At 68.6% G+C, this 21,254-nt stretch carries 20 protein-coding genes and 1 tRNA gene; 10 read left to right on the forward strand and 11 right to left on the reverse strand.

Annotated features, from left to right (window positions below; genetic code table 11):
- Positions 1 to 49 precede the first annotated feature (49 nt).
- The 4 genes from UC35_RS05300 (at position 50) to UC35_RS05315 (ending at position 2,880) form a co-directional block, all read left to right on the forward strand.
- The gene (locus UC35_RS05300; protein WP_061496889.1) at positions 50 to 691 is read left to right on the forward strand and encodes a hypothetical protein; all 642 of its coding nucleotides are present in this window, start codon (positions 50 to 52) and stop codon (positions 689 to 691) included.
- The gene (locus tag UC35_RS05305) at positions 688 to 912 is read left to right on the forward strand and encodes a hypothetical protein (RefSeq protein ID WP_061496891.1); all 225 of its coding nucleotides are present in this window, start codon (positions 688 to 690) and stop codon (positions 910 to 912) included. Before UC35_RS05300 ends, UC35_RS05305 begins: the two co-directional genes overlap by 4 nt.
- Before the next feature lie 140 nt (positions 913 to 1,052).
- Complete coding sequence (locus UC35_RS05310) at positions 1,053 to 1,673, forward strand: hemerythrin domain-containing protein (RefSeq protein WP_061496893.1); 621 nt, start codon at positions 1,053 to 1,055, stop codon at positions 1,671 to 1,673.
- A gap of 22 nt (positions 1,674 to 1,695) precedes the next feature.
- A complete protein-coding gene (locus tag UC35_RS05315) occupies positions 1,696 to 2,880 on the forward strand; it encodes a glycosyltransferase (protein WP_061496895.1) in 1,185 nt (394 codons plus the stop codon).
- 41 nt (positions 2,881 to 2,921) lie between these two features.
- On the opposite strand, the gene UC35_RS05320 is transcribed toward UC35_RS05315, so the two are convergent.
- Complete coding sequence (locus UC35_RS05320) at positions 2,922 to 3,374, reverse strand: DUF411 domain-containing protein (RefSeq protein WP_061496897.1); 453 nt, start codon at positions 3,372 to 3,374, stop codon at positions 2,922 to 2,924.
- Positions 3,371 to 3,862, reverse strand: a complete 492-nt coding sequence (locus UC35_RS05325; protein ID WP_061496899.1) for a plastocyanin/azurin family copper-binding protein — start codon at positions 3,860 to 3,862, stop codon at positions 3,371 to 3,373. The genes UC35_RS05320 and UC35_RS05325 overlap by 4 nt, the downstream gene beginning before the upstream one ends.
- Positions 3,863 to 4,004: 142 nt before the next feature.
- On the opposite strand from UC35_RS05325, the gene UC35_RS05330 reads away from it, so the two are divergent.
- A tRNA-Ser gene (locus UC35_RS05330) sits at positions 4,005 to 4,094 on the forward strand.
- A 31-nt stretch (positions 4,095 to 4,125) separates the two neighbouring features.
- Here the strand turns inward: UC35_RS05330 and UC35_RS05335 are convergent.
- Both UC35_RS05335 and UC35_RS05340 read right to left on the reverse strand, forming a co-directional pair.
- The gene (locus tag UC35_RS05335; RefSeq protein ID WP_082792684.1) at positions 4,126 to 5,217 is read right to left on the reverse strand and encodes a patatin-like phospholipase family protein; all 1,092 of its coding nucleotides are present in this window, start codon (positions 5,215 to 5,217) and stop codon (positions 4,126 to 4,128) included.
- 123 nt (positions 5,218 to 5,340) lie between these two features.
- Positions 5,341 to 5,832 (reverse strand): bacteriohemerythrin, encoded by a 492-nt coding sequence (locus tag UC35_RS05340; RefSeq protein ID WP_061496903.1) that lies wholly within the window; start codon positions 5,830 to 5,832, stop codon positions 5,341 to 5,343.
- A gap of 231 nt (positions 5,833 to 6,063) precedes the next feature.
- On the opposite strand from UC35_RS05340, the gene UC35_RS05345 reads away from it, so the two are divergent.
- The 4 genes from UC35_RS05345 to UC35_RS05355 all read left to right on the forward strand — a co-directional run bounded on the left by UC35_RS05345 (position 6,064) and on the right by UC35_RS05355 (position 9,820).
- A complete protein-coding gene (locus UC35_RS05345) occupies positions 6,064 to 8,331 on the forward strand; it encodes a PhoX family protein (RefSeq protein WP_061496905.1) in 2,268 nt (755 codons plus the stop codon).
- Positions 8,332 to 8,446: 115 nt separating this feature from the next.
- Entirely contained in the window at positions 8,447 to 8,689 is a 243-nt protein-coding gene (locus UC35_RS24180) for a GDCCVxC domain-containing (seleno)protein (RefSeq protein ID WP_082792686.1), read from the forward strand.
- Positions 8,686 to 9,126 (forward strand): Cd(II)/Pb(II)-responsive transcriptional regulator, encoded by a 441-nt coding sequence (gene cadR / locus UC35_RS05350; RefSeq protein ID WP_061496907.1) that lies wholly within the window; start codon positions 8,686 to 8,688, stop codon positions 9,124 to 9,126. The genes UC35_RS24180 and cadR overlap by 4 nt, the downstream gene beginning before the upstream one ends.
- Positions 9,127 to 9,193: 67 nt before the next feature.
- Positions 9,194 to 9,820, forward strand: coding sequence for a cation transporter (locus UC35_RS05355; protein ID WP_061496909.1), 627 nt, complete (start codon positions 9,194 to 9,196; stop codon positions 9,818 to 9,820).
- Between the two features lie 103 nt (positions 9,821 to 9,923).
- On the opposite strand, the gene UC35_RS05360 is transcribed toward UC35_RS05355, so the two are convergent.
- The 7 genes from UC35_RS05360 to UC35_RS05390 all read right to left on the reverse strand — a co-directional run bounded on the left by UC35_RS05360 (position 9,924) and on the right by UC35_RS05390 (position 20,228).
- On the reverse strand, positions 9,924 to 10,457 hold the full coding sequence (locus UC35_RS05360; RefSeq protein ID WP_061496911.1) for a hypothetical protein: 534 nt from the start codon (positions 10,455 to 10,457) through the stop codon (positions 9,924 to 9,926).
- Positions 10,458 to 10,537: 80 nt separating this feature from the next.
- A complete protein-coding gene (locus tag UC35_RS05365; protein ID WP_061496913.1) occupies positions 10,538 to 15,352 on the reverse strand; it encodes an NAD-glutamate dehydrogenase in 4,815 nt (1,604 codons plus the stop codon).
- 145 nt (positions 15,353 to 15,497) lie between these two features.
- The gene (hemW, locus tag UC35_RS05370; protein ID WP_227820548.1) at positions 15,498 to 16,634 is read right to left on the reverse strand and encodes a radical SAM family heme chaperone HemW; all 1,137 of its coding nucleotides are present in this window, start codon (positions 16,632 to 16,634) and stop codon (positions 15,498 to 15,500) included.
- A gap of 210 nt (positions 16,635 to 16,844) precedes the next feature.
- Entirely contained in the window at positions 16,845 to 17,459 is a 615-nt protein-coding gene (gene rdgB / locus UC35_RS05375; RefSeq protein WP_061496917.1) for an RdgB/HAM1 family non-canonical purine NTP pyrophosphatase, read from the reverse strand.
- 7 nt (positions 17,460 to 17,466) lie between these two features.
- Positions 17,467 to 18,189 (reverse strand): ribonuclease PH, encoded by a 723-nt coding sequence (rph, locus tag UC35_RS05380; RefSeq protein ID WP_061496919.1) that lies wholly within the window; start codon positions 18,187 to 18,189, stop codon positions 17,467 to 17,469.
- Between the two features lie 105 nt (positions 18,190 to 18,294).
- Positions 18,295 to 19,200: a PP2C family protein-serine/threonine phosphatase gene (locus tag UC35_RS05385; RefSeq protein ID WP_061496921.1), complete on the reverse strand. Its 906-nt coding sequence runs from the start codon at positions 19,198 to 19,200 to the stop codon at positions 18,295 to 18,297.
- A 14-nt stretch (positions 19,201 to 19,214) separates the two neighbouring features.
- Positions 19,215 to 20,228 carry a serine/threonine protein kinase gene (locus UC35_RS05390; protein WP_061496924.1) on the reverse strand — a complete coding sequence of 338 codons (1,014 nt, stop codon included), beginning with the start codon at positions 20,226 to 20,228 and terminating at the stop codon, positions 19,215 to 19,217.
- Positions 20,229 to 20,307: 79 nt separating this feature from the next.
- On the opposite strand from UC35_RS05390, the gene UC35_RS05395 reads away from it, so the two are divergent.
- Positions 20,308 to 21,198 (forward strand): YicC/YloC family endoribonuclease, encoded by an 891-nt coding sequence (locus UC35_RS05395; protein ID WP_082792688.1) that lies wholly within the window; start codon positions 20,308 to 20,310, stop codon positions 21,196 to 21,198.
- The last annotated feature ends 56 nt before the right edge of the window (positions 21,199 to 21,254 follow it).

The following is a 21,254-nucleotide window of genomic DNA, read 5'->3' on the forward strand; positions in this document are numbered from 1 at the left end:
TCTGTCCTACAGACGGCACAGCGACCGTCATTACGCTGTCTGCCTGTCCATGATCAGCATCATCAGCGCACCGTCCGCCCACGTTTTCACTGCCGGCCTCGTCGTCATGCTCGTGGGCTCCGGCGTCTACTTCGATCACGCGGCCTCGGATGGCGTCCCTGAGAGGACTGCCGCAGTCCTCGAGGGCGAACTCGCGCGTGAATCAGCCTCACCCGAAGTGCGTCGCATGGCGCAGTGGGCAGTGAGCACGCAGGACCACGCGGGCATGCCCTTCGTGGTCGTCGACAAGGCCGACGGACGCATCTTCGCCTTCGATCCGCGCGGTCGCCTGCGCGGCACGGCACCCGTGCTGCTCGGCCCGGCGCGGGCGGACCAAGCGGCCTCGCCCGCCGTGCCCGCGGGCCGCTTCGTGGCGGACACCCTCGCCTCCGCGCGCGGAGGCGGCATCGTCTGGGCCAATGCCAAGACACAGGTCACGCTGTACGCGCTGCCGTCCGCGCAGGCCAGGCCGCCACAGCGGCCGCAGGCGGAGGCCAAGCGGGTGTCCACGAGCACCATGCTGGTCGCCGCAGGCTTCTACCGCGAGTGCCTCGACCCGCTGCGTACGCAACCGAGCATCGCGTATGTGTTGCCCGAGATGGTGGATCAGGTCGGCGCCGGGCGCGGCGACTATGGCAGGTCCCCGTCATGAGTGACAGCGGCCACGGCAAGGACAAGCAAGCCGCGAAGGCCCGCCACGGGCCGCGCAGCGAGGTGGTCTGGAGCGGCGGCACCGGCCGCCAGCCCTACGGCAACCAGGAAACCGGCGAAGCCGCCGAGGCCAGCGGCGCGCATGAATTCGCAGCGGGCGACCGTGGCGACAAGTCGGGCCGCAACCTCGAGCAGAGCGAGCAGGCCAAAGGCACACCTTGAGCTTGCCGGCGCCCGCGTGCCGGACTCCACTGCAGACCTCGGCGACGCCTTGGGGGCATCGCACCCGTGGACAAGCCCGCGTCCGACAGACGCCTGATCGCTGAGGCTGTCCAATGGCAGATCGAAGCCAAGGGGGTCCCATGAACCAGCTGCTCAGCCAGCTCGCACCCACCGTCACCAACATGATCCGCATGGATCACTCGCATGTGCTGACGACCTTCCACCAGTACGAGATCGACTCTTCGCCGCGCGTGAAGAAGGGGCTGGTCGACAGCGTCTGCGTGGCGCTCGAGATCCACACGCAACTGGAGGAGGAGATCTTCTATCCGGCGCTGCGCGAAGTGGCCGACACCGAAGCGGCCAGGAAAGGCGTTCCGGAGCACGACGAGATGCGGCGCCTGATCGCGCAGATTCGCAAGCTCGAACCCGGCGACGCCAGCTTTGACGAATCCTTCTACCAGCTCATGAACTGCGTCATTCACCATGTGGCCGACGAGGAAACGATGCTGCTGCCGGCGGCCGAGCGCGCGCTGGCCGACCACTTGAGCGAGTTGGGCGCGCGCATGACCAAGCGCCGCCTGCAGTTGGCCGCGCCGCGCGGCGGCGAGATCGCCGGCAGCATGGCGCGCTCCATGGGGCCCGGCACGCTGGTCGCCGGGGCAGGCGCCCTGCTGGCCGTCAGCTACATGCTGGCGCGCCCGCGTACATGGCGCGCCGCGGTCACCGGCCATGCCGCCCGCACGCCGACCGCGCATCACTGACCCAGGCTCGGGGAGGAAGTTCATGAAGTCGCTGGTGGTCTTTTCGCACCTGCGCTGGGATTTCGTGCAGCGGCGGCCGCAGCATCTGCTGTCGCGGCTGGCACGGCGCTGGCGGGTGATCTACATCGAGGAGCCGCTTGCCGGCTCCTCCCGCAACGGCCTGGAGGTGATCGACGTGGCCGAGGGCGTGCAGGTCTGGCGGCCGCAGGTGACCGGCGCGGCGCCGGGCTTCCACGATGATCACCTGCCGGTGCTGCAGAAGCTCATCGCCGAGGCCTTGCATGACAAGGGCATCGCCGACTACTGGGCCTGGATGTACACGCCCATGGCGCTGTCGCTGGCCACGGCGATCGGGCCGCGCGGCCTGGTGTACGACTGCGTGGAGGACCTGTCGACATGCAAGGATGCTCCCCGGCAGCTCGTGCTGCGGGAGAACTTGCTGTTCAAGCTGGCCGACCTGGTGTTCGCGGGTGGGCACAGCATCTACAACGCCAAGCGGCACCGCCACCCCGAGGTGCACTGCTTTCCCAACGGCGTGGACGCCGCCCACTTCGCCGGCAACCGGGCCGAGCATCCCTTACAGGCCGCGATCGCGCACCCGCGCCTGGGCTACTGCGGCGTGATCGACGCGCACATCAACCTCGAGCTGATCGACGCCATCGCCAAGGGGCGCGCCGACTGGAACCTCGTCATGGCCGGTCCGACGGCGGGCATCGAGCCGGCCGCATTGCCGCGGCGCGACAACATCCACTGGCTGGGCCGGCAGGAATACGCCGACCTGCCTGCGCTCATCGCCGGCTGGGACGTATGCCTGCTGCCCTATTCGCTGGACGACGCGACCCATTTCATCAACCCGGGCAAGACGCTGGAGTACATGGCCTGCGGACGGCCGGTGGTGAGCACCTCCATCCGCGATGTGGTGGAGGCTTATGGCCAGGTGGTCCGGATCGCCGACACGCCGGAAGGCTTCATCGCCGACTGCGACATGATCATGCAGCGCACCGCGGCGGAACGGCAGGAACACGCGCGCGCGCTGGCCGAGATCGTCGCCCGCAGCTCGTGGGAGGCCACCGCCGACGAGATGGCCGAACTGATCGCCCAGGCCGACGACCTGGTGGACGACGGCGGCGCGTTCGCGCGGCCCACGCCGCTGACGGACGCGGCGCAGACGCTGCCGCAGCGCGCCCCCGCCAGGGCCGGCGCGTGACGACGGCGTGAGCCAGCGCTTTTCGCCTGCCCGCCCGCGTCTCAGGTCCTGGGGTAGGAGGCGAAGACCATGGTGCGGCCGGCCTTGTCGACCAGCAGCACCTGGTAGGGATCCTGGCGCCCACCCATCTCCATGCCCGGGGATCCGGCCGGCATGCCGGGAACGCTGAGGCCGGCGGCCACGGGTTTCATGGCCAGCAGCCGCTTGACGTCGGCGGCAGGCACATGGCCTTCGACCGCATAGCCGGCCACCACGCCGGTATGGCAGCTGCCCAGCTTGTCCGGAATGCCGTGGCGCTTGCGCACCGGCGCCGTGTCTTCGACGACGGTGACCTTGACCGGGAATCCGGCCGCCTTGAGGTGTTCCACCCAGTCGGTACAGCAACCGCACTGCGGGGTCTTGAACACTTCGACTTGCGGCAGGCCGGCCAGTGCCGGCAGCGCGGCGGCGGAGGCCGCACCCGCGGCGATCAGGAGCAGGGAGCGGCGCTTCATTTCACCACCACCTTCCCGACCATGCCCGCCTCGTAGTGACCGGGGATAAGGCAGGCGAAGCTGAAATTGCCCGGCTGCGTGAACTGCCAGACGATCTCGCCCCTGGCCCCCGGCTTGACGTGCACCATGCTCGGCTCGTCGTGCTCCATGCCCGGGAACTTCTTCATGTGCTCGGCATGCTTGGCGAGGTCTTCGGCCGTGCCGAGCACCATCTCGTGCAGCACGGCGCCCTTGTTGGCCACGGCGAAGCGGACGGTCTCGCCCTTGCGCACCGTGATGCTGTCCGGCACGAAGCGCATGCGGTCGTTCATCTCGACCCGGATGGTGCGCGTGACCTTCTTCGGGTCGCCCTCCTGGCCGAAGGGCGTGGCCTCGACACGGGCGGGGTCGTACTGGCGCTGCGCGGCATGGTGGTCGTCGCCGTGCGCGAAAGCCGCCGATGCCAGCAGGGCCGCCGCCATGGCGGCGATGTATCCAAGGTGCTTCATTTGCCCTCCATTCTTGCTCAATGGTGGCGGCGGCGGCGATGCGCTGTCTTCGGTCAGCGTGATCGCGAACGCGCTGCGCCTGCGCACGGCGAAAGCGGACTGAGGCGCGCGGGGGAAGGCACTACACTAGCTCCTGCCTGAAGGAAGAGTGGCCGAGCGGTTTAAGGCACCGGTCTTGAAAACCGGCGAGGGCGCAAGCTCTCCGTGGGTTCGAATCCCACCTCTTCCGCCACCCGGCTCGCAGGCACTGGGTTGGTCGCTCATCAACGGCCTGCCCCTGCTAAAAACCCCCGGCCGACCCGCGATGCCGCGTTCTTCGCGCGCTGCCAGGCGCCTTGCCACCCTCTGGCGCGCACGAGACCCTGGAACTCCAGCCAGGTGTCATCCGCATAGTCGGCATAGGGCAAGGTTTCGCGATGCCCCAGGGCCGCGCGGTCTGAACGCAGCCATTGCACGGCCGATTCCTGCCCCAACGCGAACAACTCGCGCACCAGGCCCGCGTCCACGCCCGAACGCGTCGACTGCGGAAATCGCGCCAGCGCTTCGCCGCCATCGATGCGGTGCATGCGCAGCTGCCGCTCGCGCGGCAGGATGCCCAGCTTCACGAGCTGGTTGATGTGCTCGACGGCGCGGATTTGCGACAGCAGTCCGGCGTTGAAGGTGAGTTCGTTGGCGCGTTCATACACTTCCTGCGGCGTGCCGGGCAGTGTGGACTGGCGCACGGAATTGATCTGCACGATCAGGACGTCGCCGCCGCGGAAGCCGTGCAGGAACGGCGCCAGCGGCGGATTGACCGAGTAGCCGCCGTCCCAGTACAGCTCGCCGCCGATCGAGACTGGCGGAAACAGCTGCGGCAGGCAGGTCGATGCGAGCACCGCCTGCAGCGTGAGATCGGCGCCGCTGAAGATCGCGGCGCGCCCGGTTCGCACCTGCGTGGCACCGACGAGGACGCGCGGTGCACCCGGCCCCCGCAGTGCCTCGAAGTCGACGTGCCGCGCCAGCAGGGGCTCCAGTGGATTGAACGCGAGGGGAGAAATCGCGTGCCAGGCGAACAGGGGATTGCATCCGGTGAGCACCTGCAGCAGCTCGCGCTGCACCCGGCCGAACGGGGACAGGTTGGCCACTTCGTTCCAGACGCCGCGCAGCACGCGCCGCGCATTCTCCCGCGGCGAGGCCCCCGAAGAGGTTGCGGTCGCCCAGCCGCTCGCCAGCGCGACGGCGTTCACGGCGCCGGCACTGGTGCCGCTGATCGAGGGAAATTCCAGCGATGCCTCGGCGAGCAGCGCATCGAGAACGCCCCAGGTGAAGGCGCCGTGTGAGCCGCCACCCTGAAGCGCCAGGTTCAGCATTGTCATGAGCAAAGTGCAGCAAGTTCCGTGCGCGGGGTGGATGCGCCCCTGGCGGAGAATGTCGGCCGAGTTTGATCACGGGGGTGCGACATCTGGATGAACAGGGCGCCGCTCGGTTGCAAGGCCCGCTCAGACAGGCTCGGAATCCGAATCGACTTCCAGGGACTCGGACAAGTCTTCGCCAGCGCCAGCGGCCGCGCCCGGGGAGCTACCCAGGTACGCCCTCGCCGGAAGGTCCATCTCCACCAGGTGCGCCTCGAGCCACGCCGCCACCGCCGTGCACGCGCTCTCGCGACCGAGGTCGCCCCGCGCGCGCCGCAGGCAGATGGATTGGATGCGGTCCAGCCCGGCGAGATGCTCTTCGCGATGCTGTTCCAGCCACTCGTAGCCGTTCAGCGCGAGCAGGTGTTCCTCGGCGGCGCAATGGCGTTGCGCCAGCGTCAGGAGGTCGCACAAGGCGCGGTTGAAAGCGTGATCGTCGAGGTTGTCCTGCGCGTCCCGCAGCGATCGAACCAGTTCGAAGAGCACGATGTGCTGCTTGTCCAACAGGGCGTTGCCGACGGACAGGCCGGCGTGCCAGGCACGATTCGCGGTGGGTACCACCGGCATGTCTTCACTCATGGGGGACGTCTTGCGCCTGCTGCTTGATGGATGGAGGGGAGCGGAGACGCGAATGCGCCGTCAGGGCGCTGTGCGACTTTGCGCCGGACAGATGACGTGCGTGTGACTGGCAGCCCGAGACCCGGCGAGCCGGGCCACTTCACGAGTTCGTCACGGGCTTGCCACGGCCGCGTCACAAGCTCTGCCTAACCTGCGCGCCTGTCCCAGACCACAGAACTGAAAGGCAAGCCGATGAAAGAAGCGACGCAGGTGCAACTCGCCCATGCAGAAGAAGATTGCAACCGCAGCGACAACCCCTCGCTGATGGATGTTCTGGAGGCACGCCTGTCGCGCCGCAGCGCCTTGCGCGTGGGCATTGGCAGCGCGGGCGCCGTGGTGCTGGGCGCGCTGCCGCTGGCGGGCTGCGGCGGCAGCGACGCTGCTGCCGCAGCGCCCACGCTCCCCGAGACGCCGAAGACCCCGATCTCCCTGGGCTTCCAGGCGGTGGCCAAGAGCACCGCCGACCTCCTCACCGTGCCGGCCGGCTACACCGCCACCGTGCTGTATGCGCTGGGCGACCCGCTGACTTCCGCCACGCCCGAATTCCGCAACGACGGCACCGACGCCAACTTCGCCGACCGCGCCGGCGACCACCACGATGGCATGGAGTTCTTCCCGCTCAACGACGCGGGCACGGCGCGCGACCTCGCCGGCTCCAGCCGCGGCATCCTGGCGATGAACCACGAGGCCACGACCGACCAGTTCCTGCACGCGGCCGGCGTCACCGTCAATCCGCGCCCGGCGGCGGAAGCGGACAAGGAGGTCGACGTGCACGGCCTGTCCTTCGTCGAAGTTCGCAAGACCGGCGGCAAGTTCGGCTACGTCAAGGACTCGGCGCACAACCGCCGCGTCACGCCCCTCACCCCCATCCTCCTGAACGGCCCGGTGCGCAGCAACGCGCTGGTCAAGACGAAATACTCGCCGGCCGGCACGAGCACGCGCGGCACCATCAACAACTGCGGCGCCAGCCCCACCCCCTGGGGCACCTATTTTTCCGGCGAGGAGAACTGGAACGGCTACTTCACCCGCGGCGCCGCCGACGATGCCGCCCGCGGCGGCGCCACGGCGCGCAGCGTGGTTTCGCTGGTGCGCTACGGCAAGGCCCAGGGCGCGGCCAGCCGGCACGGCTGGGAGACCGCCGGCGCCGACGACAAGTACGCGCGCTGGAACATCAGCGCCGCCGGCGCGGCCGCCGAAGGCACCGACGACTACCGCAATGAGATGAACACCTACGGCTACATGGTGGAAGTCGATCCCTACGACAAGTCGCAGGCGATCCGCAAGCGCACCGCCCTGGGCCGCTTTGCCCACGAGCTCGGCGTGTTCGGCCGGCAGGTCGCCGGCAAGCCGCTGGCCGTGTACATGGGCGACGACTCTCGCGGCGAGTACATCTACAAGTTCGTCTCCAGCGCGACCTGGAGCGAGGCGGACGCCAACCCGGCCAACCGCATCACCACCGGCGACAAGTACCTGGACACCGGCAAGCTGTACGTGGCGAAGTTCAACGCCGACGGCAGCGGCGACTGGGTCGAGCTGGACATCGGCAACCCCACGATCGCCAGCTACACCGGCTACCGCTTTGCCGACCAGGCCGACGTGCTGGTGAACGCGCGCCTCGCCGCCGACGCCGTGGGCGCGACCAAGATGGACCGCCCCGAGTGGTGCGCCGTGCACCCCAGCACCGGCGAGATCTACTTCACGCTCACCAACAACAGCAACCGCCGCGTCGAGCCGGTGGGGTCCTCGCAGCACGGCGTGGACGCCGCCAACCCGCGCTCCTACACCGATGCGCCGAGCGCGCCCTCGACGCCGGGCAACATCAACGGCCACATCCTGCGCCTTCGCGAGACGGGCAACGAGGGCGCGGCCACCGGCTTCAACTGGGACATCTACCTGTTCGGCGCCGAGTCCGGCATGGACGCGGCCCGGATCAACCTGTCCTCGCTGACCGCGGACAATGACTTCTCCAGCCCCGACGGCCTCTGGTTCAGCAAGAAGACCGGCCTGCTGTTCATCCAGACCGACGACGGCGCCTACACCGACGTCACCAACTGCATGATGCTGGTGGGCAAGGCGGGCACGCTGGGCGATGGCAGCGCCCAGACCATCAACTACACCAAGGCCGACGGCAGCACGCTGGCGGTGCAGACCCGGGTGGGCGCCAAGCCGACCGCGGCCACGCTGCGCCGCTTCCTGGTCGGACCCAAGGACTGCGAGATCACCGGCATCACGGAAACGCCGGACGGCCGCGCGATCTTCGTCAACATCCAGCACCCCGGCGAGACCATCGCCAAGGCCAACATCGCCGACCCGAGCAAGTACCTCAGCCACTGGCCGGGCAACACCGGCTACGGCTCGGGCGGCAACACGGCCCGGCCCCGTTCGGCCACCATCGTGATCACCCGCAACGACGGCGGGCTGGTGGCGGCCGATGGCAACGAAGTGCTGAACACCTACTGAACCTGAGCCGCGGAGGCAACGCGCCGGCGGGCGGGTGATTCCCCCGCCGGCGCGGCGCATTTCCGCGAGGGGCGCGGTGCAGGGGCAAAATGACTCCCCAGTGGGAAAAAATTTCGTGGCCCAAGTCATCCTGCAGTCCACCCTCACCTGCCCGGAGTGCGGCCGGGCCAGCGCGGAGACCATGCCGGCCGATGCGTGCCAGTGGTTCTACCAGTGCCAGGGCTGCGGTGCCTTGCTGAGGCCGAAACCCGGAGACTGCTGTGTCTTCTGCTCCTATGGCAGCATGAGATGTCCGCCCCGGCAAGCCGCCGGTGCGGCCGGCTGCGGGTGCGAGACAAATCAACAGGTGGGCTCATGAAGATTGGTGAACTGGCCACGGCCGCGGACACACCGGTGGAAACCATCCGGTACTACGAGCGCGAGGGCCTGCTGCCGCCCGCCGCGCGCACCACATCGAACTACCGGTCCTACGAGGCGCGCCATGTCGAGCGGCTGCAGTTCATCCGCTATTGCCGCGGGCTGGACATGTCCCTCGAGGAGGTCCGGGTGCTGCTGCGGTTCAAGGATGCGCCGCTGGAGCGCTGCGGCGACGTGAACCAGGTGCTGGACGAGCACATCGGGCATGTGTCGCGCCGCATCCGCGAACTGAAAGCGCTGGAGAAGGAGCTCAAGCAGCTGCGCGCGAGGTGCCTGGACGAACGCGAGGCGCGCGACTGCGGCATCCTGGAAGGCCTGGCGCAGGCCTGCCACGCACCGAAGAAAACCCGCGGCCACCTCAAGGGCGTGCACGCCTGACTGTTTTGACCTGCTTGACTCTGTAGCGGCTTCAGGGTTTCCAATTGCCGCAAAGGAAACCTGAACGATGTCTGCCCACTGCTGCGCCGGCCCTTCCCATTCTTCCGCTGACCCGCGCTACCGCAAGGTGCTGTGGCTGGCGCTGGTGCTGAACGCGCTCATGTTCGCCGTCGAACTGGGTGCCTCCTGGAGTTCCGGCTCGGTCTCGCTGCTGGCCGATTCCATCGATTTCTTCGGCGATGCGGCGAACTACGCCATCAGCCTGGCCGTGCTCGGCATGGCGGCCTCGACGCGCTCGAAGGCCGCCATCTTCAAGGCCGCCTGCATGGGCGCATTCGGCGCGTTCGTGCTGGGCAAGGCCGTGTTCAATCTGTCGGCCGGCACCGTGCCCGAGCCCATCACCATGGGCGCCGTCGGCGTCGCTGCGCTGGCCGTGAACGCGAGCGTGGCCGTCATGCTGTTCCGCTTCCGGACCGGCGACGCCAACATGCAGTCGGCCTGGATCTGCTCGCGCAACGACGCGCTCGGCAACGTCGCCGTGATGCTGGCCGCCTTGGGCGTGTTCGGCACCGGAAGCGCCTGGCCCGACCTGGTGGTGGCCAGCGTGATGGCGCTGCTTGCGCTCACCGGGGCCACGACGGTGCTGAAGCAGGCAGGCCGCGAACTGCGGCACTCCGCCCTGCACTCGCATTGAGGCCGCACGTTGCGCGGCGCGTCGGGGTGAACCTGATCTAAGCGATGGAAGCGCCCCCTGCCCTCACCCCTGCCCTCTCCCCGAGAGTAAGGGAGTAAAGACCTCAAGGAGCGGTGCGCTGCAATGTGGTCTTCCAGGTTTTATTGCACCAGTTTCTGCCGCCATTCGTATCCGAGTAGGTCCCGTACTGGACGTCCATCTGGTCTTGTGAGACCAGCTTGAGGTCGAAGCGATAGGTCGAGATCCGCGTTTGACCGACGCCCACGCTTTGGGCCGTGGAGTCGGTCGTCGTTTCGAGAAAGCCCTGCTCCATGGGTTTGACAACGCCGAAGACGTCTGGATCCGCAGCTTCGACCTGCAAGGCGAACCGCGGCGCCTCTCCTGTGATGCCCAACGTCAGCGGTGTGTCGAAGCTGTGCTCCGGCGTCGGTTGAGCGCACGAATTGCCCTCTGAACCCTGAAACCGCAAAGTGCCTGTCCAGGTGCCGACCCAGGGAGAGGTGTTCGCCGGAACGGCCGGCTGCGGCGCATCGGCCGAGAGGCCTTGCGCGCCGAGTGGCGTGTCGGGCCCTCCACCGCCGCAAGCGACCATCGCCCAGGCGATGAGACCAATGAAGGCACTGCGGGCATTGAGCATCTTCTTCTCCTTGTTGCGCCCAATGTTAGCGCGGGGCCGGCCCTCCCCCTCCCTCAATCGGAGGAGAGGGCGCCCGACCCTCAGTCCACGAGGTTGCGCAGTTCGCGCAGCGCCACCGACAGCATCGCCAGGTCCGGCGCCGCGGTGTCCGCCAATTCGGCGACCAGCCGGCGGGCGCGCGCGAAGGCCATGGGGTTGCGCGACTGCCAGCCGGCCAGCTTGTCATCGGCCCCGCTGCCCTCGCCGCGCACCGCGTCCAGCGCGATCGAGCGGTGCAGGGCCGCCAGGTCATCGGCCAGCGCGACCTTGGCCAGCGACTGCCAGTGCGTGTCCGCCGGCAGCAGTTCAATCTGCTGGCGCAGCTTCTCCAGCCCGAGCCGCTCGCCCACGCCGAAATGCACTTCGGCAGTGATCTCCAGCGGCGCCTGGGCCGACTCGGCAATCTCGGCGATGTCGAGCGCGCTGAACAGGCGGTCGGCCGCGCCCACATGCTGCGCCAGTTCCGCCGGTACGCCCGCGCCCGTCCAGGCCAGAACGCGTGGCTGGTCCGCCAGCTGCGGTGCGAGCCGCCGGCGCAGCGCATCCACCGCCGGCGCGAGGCGCTGCACCGGCTTGTCCATCGGCTCGGCCAGGCGGCGAGAGCGCAGGAACCACGTGGTGGCCCGGCCGACCAGCTGCCGCCACTGCACGATCAGCTCGCGCTGCACTTCGTCGGGCGCCCGGTTGTCCAGCGCCTCGATCTGCTGCCAGAGCTGGACGCTGCCGAAGGATTCGCGCGCCAGCAGGTAGCCGCGCACCACCTGGGCCGGCTGCGCGCCGGTGAGCTCCGCCAGCTGGAACGCGAACGTCGGCCCGACCCGGTTGACCATGCTGTTGACCACGTGGGTGGCGATGATCTCGCGCCGCAGCGGGTGCTTGCCAATCCAGGCGGCGAAGCCCCCGACCAGTGCCGTCGGGAAGTAACGCTGGAGCGCGGTGGCCACCCAGGTGTCGTCGGGCAACTCGGAGGCGAGCAGCTCGTCGTACAGCCACATCTTGCCGTAGGCCAGCAGCACCGCGAGTTCCGGCGTGGTGAGTCCCAGCGCCTTGGCCTTGCGCAGCGCGATCTCGTCGTCGCCCGGCAGGAACTCGAGCCCGCGGTCGAGCCGACCCTTCTTCTCGAGGAAGCGCATGAAGCGTGCGTGTTCGTCCAGCATGGCCGGCGCCAGCTGCCGGGCGACCGACAGGGACTGCGTCTGGTAGTAGTTGTCGCGCAGCACCAGCTTCGCCACTTCGTCGGTCATGGTCGGCAGCAGCGCGTTGCGCTCGGCGAGCGTGAGCTTGCCGTCCTCCTCGACCAAGCGCAGCAGGATCTTGATGTTGACCTCGTGGTCCGAGGTGTCGACGCCGGCGGAGTTGTCGATGGCATCGGTATAGAGCCGCACGCCGGACTGCGCGGCTTCGATGCGCCCGCACTGGGTGAAGCCGAGGTTGCCGCCCTCGCCCACCACCTTGCAGCGCAGTTGCCGGCCGTCGATGCGCACCGCGTCGTTGGCGCGGTCCCCCACGTCGAGGTGGCTCTCGTCCGAGCACTTGACGTAAGTGCCAATGCCGCCGTTGTAGAGCAGGTCCACCGGCGCCTTCAGGATCGCCGACACCAGTTCGGCGGGCGTCAGCGTCGCGGCCTCGATGCCGAGCGCAGCGCGCGCCTGCGGCGACAGCGGGATCGACTTTTCCGAGCGCGACCAGATGCCGCCGCCTTCGGAGATCAGCTTCGCGTCGTAGTCGGCCCAGGACGAGCGCGGCAGCTTGAACAGGCGCTCGCGCTCGGCGAAGGACGCCGCGGCATCCGGCGCCGGGTCGATGAACACGTGGCGATGGTCGAAGGCCGCGACCAGCCGGATGTGCCGCGAGAGCAGCATGCCGTTGCCGAACACGTCGCCCGACATGTCGCCGACGCCGACCACGGTGAAGTCGGTGGTCTGCGTGTCCACGCCCAGCTCGCGGAAGTGGCGCTTGACGCTCTCCCAGGCGCCGCGCGCGGTGATGCCCATGCCCTTGTGGTCATAGCCCACGCTGCCGCCGGAGGCGAAGGCATCGCCCAGCCAATGACCGTATTCGGCGCTGACCTGGTTGGCGAAGTCGGAGAACGTGGCGGTGCCCTTGTCGGCGGCCACCACCAGGTAGGGATCGTCGTCGTCCTGGCGCACCACCTGCGGCGGCGCAACCACCTTGCCGGCCACCAGGTTGTCGGTGAGGTCGAGCAGGCCGCGCAGGTAGTCCTGATAGCAGGCAACGCCTTCCTTCATGAAGGCCTCGCGGTCGCTGGCGACCGGCGCCTTCTTCAGCACGAAGCCGCCCTTGGAACCCACCGGCACGATCACCGTGTTCTTCACCATCTGGGCCTTCACCAGCCCCAGCACTTCGGTGCGGAAATCGTCCGGGCGATCGGACCAGCGCAGGCCGCCGCGCGCCACCTTGCCGCCGCGCAGGTGCACGCCCTCGAAACGCGGCGAGTACACGAAGATCTCGTACAGCGGCTTCGGCGCCGGCAGGCCCGGGACGGCGGCGCACTCGAACTTGAAACTCAGGAACTGCCGCCGCGGTCCCGCAGCGCCGCTGTGGCCGGTGCCGGTGCGCCAGAAGTTGGTGCGCAGCGTCGCCTGCACCAGTCCGAGCAGCTGGCGCAGCACGCGGTCGTCGGTGAGGCTGGCGACCTTCTCCAGGGCCTGCTCGATCGCGCGCACCTGCGAGGCCGCGCCCTCGGCATTGCGCCCGGCGGGATCGAAGCGCAGCTTGTACAGCGACACCAGCATGCGCGCCATGTGCGGATACGCGGCCAGGGTCGCGGCGATGGTGGCCTGCGTGTGGGCGAAGCCGATCTGCTTGCAGTACTTGGCGTAGGCGCGCAGCACCACCACATCCTCGGCCGGCAGTCCGGCCAGCAGCACCAGCCGGTTGAAGTCGTCGCTTTCGACCTCGCCGTGCAGAACGCGGGCGAAGGCGTGCTCGAACAGCGCCGCCAGTGTCGGCAGGTCGATCTCGCCGGTGAGCGGCGCCTGCAGGTCGAACTCGTGCAGCGCGACCGGCTGTTCGCCCGCGCGCGGCACGATGCGCCAGCTCGACTCGCCGAGCACGCGCACGCCCATGTGTTCCAGCATGGGCAGGCTGTCGGACAGCACCAGCGGCGCCCCCAGCCGGTACACCTTCAGTGCCAGCGAACCCGGCCCGGCGCCGCTGCGCTGGTACAGCGCCAGCGCCAGCGGCTGCTGCGCCGACAGGCCGGAGAGCTTGCGCACGTCGGGCAGGGCCTCGGCCGCAGCGAAGCGCTCGCGGTAGCCGGCGGGGAAGGCCGCGCCCCAGCGCTTGAAGGCCGCCAGGCCCGCGCCCTCGGTTTCGGCGTCGATCAGCGCGTCACGCAGGTCGTCGTCCCAGCGGCGGGCGGCGGCCGCGAGTTCGCGCTCGATGGCCCGCACGTCGTAGTCCGGCAGGTCGCCGGGGACGGTGCGGACGGTGAAGTGGATGCGCGCCAGCACCTGTTCGGTGAGCGACACGTCGAACTCGGCGCTGGCGCCCTTGAACGCCGCCAGCAGGATGCGCTGGAACTTGATGCGCAGGTCGGTGGAATAGGCGTCGCGCGGCACGTACACCAGGCAGGACACGTAGCGCTCGAAGGTGTCGCTCCACGCGAACAGGCGCAGGCGCTGGCGCTCGCCGAGGCCGACGATGCCCAGCGCCGTGTCGTACAGCTCGGCCTCCGGGATCTGGAACAGGTCGTCGCGCGGAAAGGTTTCCAGCACATGGACCAGTGCCTTGGCCAGGTGGCCGTGCGGCGGGAACCCGGCGCGATCGATCACCGCCTGGACCTTGCCGCGCAGCAGCGGGACCTCGAGCACGCGCGCGCTGTAGGCGGTGGACGTGAACAGTCCGAGGAAGCGGTGCTCGCCGGTCACCTCACCGGCTTCGTTGTAGCGCTTGATGCCCACGTAGTCGGTGTAGCCAGCGCGGTGCACGGTGCAGGCCGTGTTCGACTTGGTCACCACCAGCATGGGCAAGGTTGCCGCCGCGACGGCGCGCGCCCGCGCCGGCAGCGCGGAGAAACTGGCCGAGAGCTGGTCTTGCCGCTTGTCGCGCAGCACGCCCAGGCCGCTGCCCGGCACCGGCCGCAGCCCGATGTCGCTGCCCTCGCGCACCAGGTCATGCTGACGATAGCCCAGAAGCGTCATGTGGTCGTCGGCCAGCCATTGCAGGAAGGCCCGCGCTTCGGCCACGGCCGCTTCGGGCACCGTGGCAGGGGGATTCGCCAGCTCCGCGATCGCGATCTCCAGGCGCGCCAGCATCGGCCGCCAGTCGCGCACCGAGTGCCGCACGTCCGCCAGCACGCGCGTGATGCCGGCCTCCAGCGCCTCGCGCTGCTCCTCGTCGATCAGCCGGTCGATCTCGATGTGCATCCAGGATTCGCGCGGTGCCTTCTCGGACTTCGCGCGGGGCAGGATTTCCAGCAGCTGCCCGTTGGCGTCGCGTTCCACGGCGAAGATCGGGTGCACGATCAGGTGCAAGGTCAGGCCCTGCCGGTTGATCTCCAGGGTGGTGGAGTCGACCAGGAAGGGCATGTCGTCATTGACGATCTGGATCACCGAGTGGCGCGTGTTCCAGCCGCCCTCGGCCGCGGACGGACTGAAGATGCGGATCCTGGGCTGGCCGGGCTCGCGCGCGGCGCCCAGCGCCAGGTGCATCTGCAAGGCGGCCAGCAGGTCTTCGGGCGTGCGCTCGGCGAGGTCCTGCTCGTCGATGCGTCGGAAGTATTCGGGGGCGATGGCCTGGACTTGCTTGAGCCGGGCGGCGTCCAGTTTTGTTTCGGCGAGCGCGAGGACGGCTTCGACGGGCTTGTGCAGTTGGGGAATGGGGGCGTTCATGAGGCTTCTTTCCCGGCCGCTTGTGACAGCCGCGCACGAACTCTAGGACTGCCCGCTGCCCGGCGCAAATGCCAGTTGGATGCCCGGTTATGCGCGAATTGCATAACCGTCCTTCTGCCTCGAAGAAGGCTCAGTGAAGGACCGCTTAAGCGCCGAGGAAGAGCTGCTGCAGGTCGCTCAGGAAGTCGAAGCCGCGCTGGGTCGGCCGCACATGGGTCAGGTCGCGCTCGATCAGGCCCTTGTGCTCGGCATCGCGCAAAGGCTGCTCGATCGCGCTGAGCGGCAAGCCCGTGCGTTCGCCGAATCGCGCCAGCGCGAAGCCTTCGCGCAGGCGCAAGGCGTTGAGCATGAACTCGAAGGGCAGTTGCGCGCGCGGCACCGCCTCGCTTTGCGCCACCGCGTCACCGGCCAGCGCCTTCTCCATGTAGAGCCGCGGCTCGCGATAGCGCACCTGCCGCACCACACGGTGCGGAAAGCTCAGCTTGCCGTGCGCGCCGGCCCCGATGCCCAGGTAGTCGCCGAACTCCCAGTAGTTGACGTTGTGCCAGCAACGGTGCCCCGGCTTGGCATAGGCCGAGACCTCGTAGCGCTGGTAGCCGGCATGCGCGCTCATTTCCGTGATGCGGTCGAGCATGGCGTAGGCCAGGTCGTCATCGGGCACGCGCGGCGGGAACTTGGCGAAGTAGGTGTTGGGCTCGATGGTGAGGTGATAGACCGACAGGTGCGGCGGCATGAAGCCGATCGCCTGGGCCAGGTCGTCTTCCAGCTGCGCCATGGTCTGCCCCGGCAGGGCATACATGAGGTCGAGGTTGAAGGTGTCGAAGGCGAGCGCCGCCTCTTCCAGCGCAGCGACCGCCTGCGCGCGGTCGTGCACCCGGCCCAGCGCCTTCAGCTGCGCATCGTTGAAGCTCTGCACGCCCACCGACAGGCGGGTCACGCCGGCGGCGCGAAAGGCGCGGAAGCGCTCCTTCTCGAAGGTGCCGGGGTTCGCCTCCAGCGTGATCTCGCAGTCCGGCGTGAGCTTCAGGCGCGCGCGCACGTCGGCCAGCAGCCGGTCGATGCCCTTCGGCGAGAACAGGCTGGGCGTGCCGCCACCGATGAAGATGCTGTGCACCACGCGCCCCCACACCAGCGGCAGCGCCGCCTCGAGGTCGGCCACCACCGCATCGAGGTAGCGCTGCTCCGGCAGCTCGCCCGAGGCGATCTCGTGCGAATTGAAGTCGCAGTACGGGCACTTGCGCAGGCACCAGGGCAGGTGCACGTACAGCGACAGCGGCGGCATCGCCGACAGGTTCAGGGTGCCGGGGCGCAGGTAATGTTGGACGAGGTCGATCACGCCCCGATTGTCCGCCGGGCCGCCCCAAGGACAATTGCGCCCCCTCGGGGGGCCGGGCTGCGGCTCTGCCGCAGACCTGGGGGGTCAATTGTCCGCCGGGCCGCCCCAAGGACAATTGCGCCCCCTCGGGGGGCCGGGCTGCGGCTTGCCGCAGACCTAGGGGGTGGTCATCCATGCTTCGCGGATGAGGTCAACCATTTGCCTGGCCGCCTTGCCGCGATGGCTGTTCGCGTTCTTCACCTCGGACGGCAGCTGCGCGAAGGTCTTGCCCAGCGCCGGGATGAACATCACCGGATCGAAGCCAAAGCCATTGGCCCCGACGGGTTCGCGCGTGATCTCGCCGGCCGCGCGGCCGACCGCGATCAGCGGCTCGGGATCCTCGGGCGTGCGCACCGCCACCAGCGTGCTGACCAGCGCCGCGCGCCGGTCGGCCACGCCTTGCATCTGCTCGAGCAGGGCGCGCACGTTGTTGGCGTCGCCTTTCTCATAGCCGAACTGCGTCGCGTAATAGGCGGTGTCCACGCCAGGCTGGCCGTCGAAGGCATCGACGCACAGGCCGGCGTCATCGGCGATGGCCGGCAGATGACCCTCGCGCGCGGCGTGGCGCGCCTTGGCCAGCGCGTTCTCGACGAAGGTGCGGTGCGGCTCCTCGGCCTCGCCGATGCCCAACTGCGACTGCGGCACGAGTTCGATGCCCAGGGGCGCGAACATGGCCTGCAGCTCGGCGAGCTTGCCGGCGTTGTTGGAGGCCAGGATGATCTTCTGGATCATCCCGGTTTCACTGGGCCAAGGCCTGGCGCTGCAGGCCGATCAGTTCGCCGATGCCCTTTTCCGCCAGGCGCAGCAGTTCGTCCATCTCGGCGCGCGTGAAGGCGACGCCCTCGGCCGTGCCCTGCACCTCGACGTAGTGGCCCTTGCCGGTCATCACCACGTTCATGTCGGTGTCGCAGCCGACGTCTTCGACGTATTCCAGGTCCAGCAGCGGCGTGCCCTCGACGATGCCGACCGACACCGCCGCCACCGGCGACAGGATCGGCGACTCGATCAGCTTGCCCTCGGCAGCCAGCTTGTTCACCGCATCCTGAGCGGCGACGAAGGCGCCGGTGATGGCCGCGGTGCGCGTGCCGCCATCGGCCTGAAGCACGTCGCAATCGAGCTGGATGGTGCGCTCGCCCAGCCGCTTGAGGTCGAACACGGCGCGCATGGAGCGGCCGATCAGGCGCTGGATCTCCTGCGTGCGGCCGCTTTGCTTGCCGCGCGCGGCCTCGCGGTCGCTGCGGGTATGGGTCGAGCGCGGCAGCATGCCGTATTCGGCCGTGACCCAGCCTTCGCCGCTGCCGCGCTTGTGCGGCGGCACTCTTTCCTCGACCGAGGCGGTGCACAGCACCTTGGTGTTGCCGAACTCGACCAGCACCGATCCTTCGGCATGCATGGTGTAGCCGCGCGTGATGCGGATGGGGCGCAATTGATCCGGCGCGCGGCCGGCGGAGCGGGTGAACATGGCTAGGGACTGAGGGATTTGCTGCAAGGAACCTGGCATTGTGCCTTGGAGCGCGTGGGCACCGGAACTGGCGGACGCCAGGCCGTGGTTCCCGGTCCCCGGCCGCTAGGACTTCCGAGCGGCGGAGCGCCGGATGGCCTCGTTGATCTCGGCGATGGAGCGCTCGATGGCGGCGTCGTCGAGGTCGTCGACCAGGGTGTCGAGCACGCCTGCCTGGATGGTGGAGGCGAAGACGCCGTCGCTGATGCTGTCGGTGGAAATGCCGCGGGTCGATTCGAAGTTGTCGGGCGTTTCCCACTCCAGCGCGATCACCGTCACGTTGTCGCTGGAAGGCCCGGCGCTGCGCAGGGCCGACTCGACCAGTTCGGGCACGGCTTCGGAGACCGGCTGGCCCGAGAGCTGCCGCACGATCTCGGCCTCCGGCAGGCTGCCCCACAGGCCGTCGGAACACAGCAGGATCTTGTCGCCCTCCTGCAGCGTGACCGGACCGGTGACGTCGAACACCGGCTTGGTCGGGGAGCCCAGGCAGGTGAACAGGATGTTGCGGTTGATGCGGTCCAGGCGCACCACGCCCACGGCGCTTTGCTGCTCCAGGTAGGAGTGGTCGCGCGTGCGCGTGAGCAGTTCGCCCTCGCGCACCACGTACAGGCGCGAGTCGCCGCAGTGCGCCCAGGTCGCCGAAGTGCCCTGCACCACGGCCGCCACCAGCGTGGTGCGCGGCGTGTCCAGCATGCCCTTCTCGCTGGCGTAACGGATGATCTGGTGGTGCGCGGCCATCACCGCCATGGACAGGAACTCGGTCGGGTCGGCCACGACCGGCCGGGCTTCCTTCTGGTAGAGGGCCGACACGGTCTGCAGCGCCAGCTGCGCGGCCACCTCGCCTTCCGGATGGCCGCCCATGCCGTCGGCCAGAAGGAACAGGCCCGACTCCCGGGTGTAGCAATAGCCCATCCGGTCTTCGTTCTTCTCGCGGCCGCCCTTGCGGCTGATCTGGAAGACGGAGAATTTCATGGTGTGCCCCCGCCTCATTTGGCCCTGCCGCCGAAGCCGGTGGCGGCGACACGCTTCACGGTCTTCTTGGTGTCCGAGACCATGTTGTCGAACTGCAGGCGCATCTTCTCGCCCACGGAGAGCTTGGTGTAGCGGCGCTCGCCTTCGCGGCTCAACTCCTTCTGGAGCGCGAACACCGATTGCGGGCGCGAGAGCGGGTCGAGCGACATGCACCACTCGACCACCTCGATCAGGTTGTCCGAGTACACCCCGCGCAGCCGCGACAGCGCCAGCGCCAGCCGGTCCTTCTCGAGCCGCTGCGGCGCATCGTTCGGCGGATAGCCCTGCATGCAGGCGTAGATGCACGCGCCGATGGCGTAGATGTCGGTCCACGGCCCCATGGACGAGTCGCGCCGGTACATCTCCGGCGCGGCGAACCCCGGCGTGTACATCGGGCGGATGAAGTTGCCTTCCTTGGACAGCACTTCGCGCGCGGCCCCGAAATCGATCATCACCGCCTTGTTGTCGTCGGTGATGAAAATGTTGGCAGGCTTGATGTCCAGATGCAGCATCTTGTGCTGGTGCACGATGCGCAGGCCGCGCAGGATCTCGTCGAACAGCGAGCGGATGGTCGATTCGCGGAAGACCTTCTGCTTTTTCAGTTCGCGCGCGGTGATGATGAAGTCCTGCAGGGTCGCGCCCTCCAGGTAGTTCATCACCATATAGACGGTTTCGTTCTCGCGGAAGAAATTGAGCACGCTCACCACCGAGGCGTGCGAGATCTGCGCCAGCGAGCGGCCTTCCTCGAAGAAGCTCTTGAGACCGAGGCGGTACAGGGAGAGTTTTTCCGGCTGCACCTGCGGCAGCAGTTCGCCGGGGGCGCGCGTGGCGAGCGACGCGGGCAGGTATTCCTTGACGGCCACCTGCTGGCCCTCGTTGTCCACCGCCAGGTAAACCACGCCGAATCCGCCCGCCGAAAGCTTGCGAACCACGCGATAACCGCCGATCACGGTATCGGGCGGCAGCGGCGCTGGTTTGACCTTTGACATATTCAGGAATGTAGGGTCAACTGCTGCAACCCGGTAATGCTCGCAATCCCGGTACCACCCCGACCCCCTAGGAACCTCGATGCCAGTTTACAGCATGACCGGCTATGCGAGCGCGCAGCACAGTGCCGCGCCGCCCGCCACGAGTCGCCTCGGGCTGGAGATCCGCTCCGTCAACAGCCGCTTCCTGGATCTCACATTCCGCCTGTCCGAAGAACTGCGCCCCTTTGAGCCGCAGCTGCGGGAAATGATCGCCGCGCGCCTGAAGCGCGGAAAGGTGGAAGTGCGCGCCGGTGTCGAATCCGCAACAGGCGAGGCCGTGCGCGAGCCCTCGGCGCGCCTGCTGCAGCGGCTTTCGAGCCTGCAGGACACGGTGCGCGCCTGGCTGCCCGAGGCCAAGGCCCTTTCGGTGGCCGACGTGTTGCGTATGTCCACCACCGACGGCGGCAACGGCGTCGACTGGGGCGAGGCGCTGTTACAACTGGCCGGCGCCACCCTGGGTGAGCTCACGGCAGCGCGCGAGCGCGAAGGCGCGCGCCTGGCGGCCATGCTGCTTGGGCACCTGGCGCAATTGCGCGAGCTCGCGCGCCAGGCCCGGCCCATGGTGCCGCAACTGGTCGAACAGCAGCGCGCGCGCTTCCTGGAACGCTGGAAGGAAGCCATGGCGCTGGCCGAAGGCGCGGCCATCCCGGAGGCGGCCCAGGACCGGGCGCTTTCCGAGGCCACGGCCTTCGCCATCCGCATCGACGTGGCCGAGGAACTGACCCGGCTGGCATCGCACATCGACGAGATCGAGCGCCTGGTCGGCAAAGGCGGCGAAATCGGCAAGCGGCTCGATTTCCTGATCCAGGAACTGCACCGCGAGGCCAACACGCTGGGCTCGAAATCGGCGGCGCTGGAGCTCACCCGCATCTCGGTGGACATGAAGGTCCTGATCGAGCAGATGCGCGAGCAGGTCCAGAACGTCGAGTAGCGCGAACGAGCGCACTGTTTTTGCCGCGGGTCAACACCCGTGCCCCGGCCGAGGGA

It is taken from the genome of Ramlibacter tataouinensis, from assembly GCF_001580455.1.
GTDB classification, from domain to species: Bacteria; Pseudomonadota; Gammaproteobacteria; order Burkholderiales; family Burkholderiaceae_C; genus Ramlibacter; species Ramlibacter tataouinensis_B.

What these genes read in the sequence shown, in the direction of transcription:
- UC35_RS05300 (WP_061496889.1), top strand. Translation starts at nt 50, where the DNA reads ATGATCAGCATCATCAGCGCACCGTCCGCCCACGTTTTCACTGCCGGC.
- UC35_RS05305 (WP_061496891.1), top strand. Translation starts at nt 688, where the DNA reads ATGAGTGACAGCGGCCACGGCAAGGACAAGCAAGCCGCGAAGGCCCGC.
- UC35_RS05310 (WP_061496893.1), top strand. Translation starts at nt 1,053, where the DNA reads ATGAACCAGCTGCTCAGCCAGCTCGCACCCACCGTCACCAACATGATC.
- UC35_RS05315 (WP_061496895.1), top strand. Translation starts at nt 1,696, where the DNA reads ATGAAGTCGCTGGTGGTCTTTTCGCACCTGCGCTGGGATTTCGTGCAG.
- UC35_RS05320 (WP_061496897.1), bottom strand. Translation starts at nt 3,374, where the DNA reads ATGAAGCGCCGCTCCCTGCTCCTGATCGCCGCGGGTGCGGCCTCCGCC.
- UC35_RS05325 (WP_061496899.1), bottom strand. Translation starts at nt 3,862, where the DNA reads ATGAAGCACCTTGGATACATCGCCGCCATGGCGGCGGCCCTGCTGGCA.
- UC35_RS05335 (WP_082792684.1), bottom strand. Translation starts at nt 5,217, where the DNA reads ATGACAATGCTGAACCTGGCGCTTCAGGGTGGCGGCTCACACGGCGCC.
- UC35_RS05340 (WP_061496903.1), bottom strand. Translation starts at nt 5,832, where the DNA reads ATGAGTGAAGACATGCCGGTGGTACCCACCGCGAATCGTGCCTGGCAC.
- UC35_RS05345 (WP_061496905.1), top strand. Translation starts at nt 6,064, where the DNA reads ATGAAAGAAGCGACGCAGGTGCAACTCGCCCATGCAGAAGAAGATTGC.
- cadR (WP_061496907.1), top strand. Translation starts at nt 8,686, where the DNA reads ATGAAGATTGGTGAACTGGCCACGGCCGCGGACACACCGGTGGAAACC.
- UC35_RS05355 (WP_061496909.1), top strand. Translation starts at nt 9,194, where the DNA reads ATGTCTGCCCACTGCTGCGCCGGCCCTTCCCATTCTTCCGCTGACCCG.
- UC35_RS05360 (WP_061496911.1), bottom strand. Translation starts at nt 10,457, where the DNA reads ATGCTCAATGCCCGCAGTGCCTTCATTGGTCTCATCGCCTGGGCGATG.
- UC35_RS05365 (WP_061496913.1), bottom strand. Translation starts at nt 15,352, where the DNA reads ATGAACGCCCCCATTCCCCAACTGCACAAGCCCGTCGAAGCCGTCCTC.
- hemW (WP_227820548.1), bottom strand. Translation starts at nt 16,634, where the DNA reads ATGCCGCCGCTGTCGCTGTACGTGCACCTGCCCTGGTGCCTGCGCAAG.
- rdgB (WP_061496917.1), bottom strand. Translation starts at nt 17,459, where the DNA reads ATGATCCAGAAGATCATCCTGGCCTCCAACAACGCCGGCAAGCTCGCC.
- rph (WP_061496919.1), bottom strand. Translation starts at nt 18,189, where the DNA reads ATGTTCACCCGCTCCGCCGGCCGCGCGCCGGATCAATTGCGCCCCATC.
- UC35_RS05385 (WP_061496921.1), bottom strand. Translation starts at nt 19,200, where the DNA reads ATGAAATTCTCCGTCTTCCAGATCAGCCGCAAGGGCGGCCGCGAGAAG.
- UC35_RS05390 (WP_061496924.1), bottom strand. Translation starts at nt 20,228, where the DNA reads ATGTCAAAGGTCAAACCAGCGCCGCTGCCGCCCGATACCGTGATCGGC.
- UC35_RS05395 (WP_082792688.1), top strand. Translation starts at nt 20,308, where the DNA reads ATGCCAGTTTACAGCATGACCGGCTATGCGAGCGCGCAGCACAGTGCC.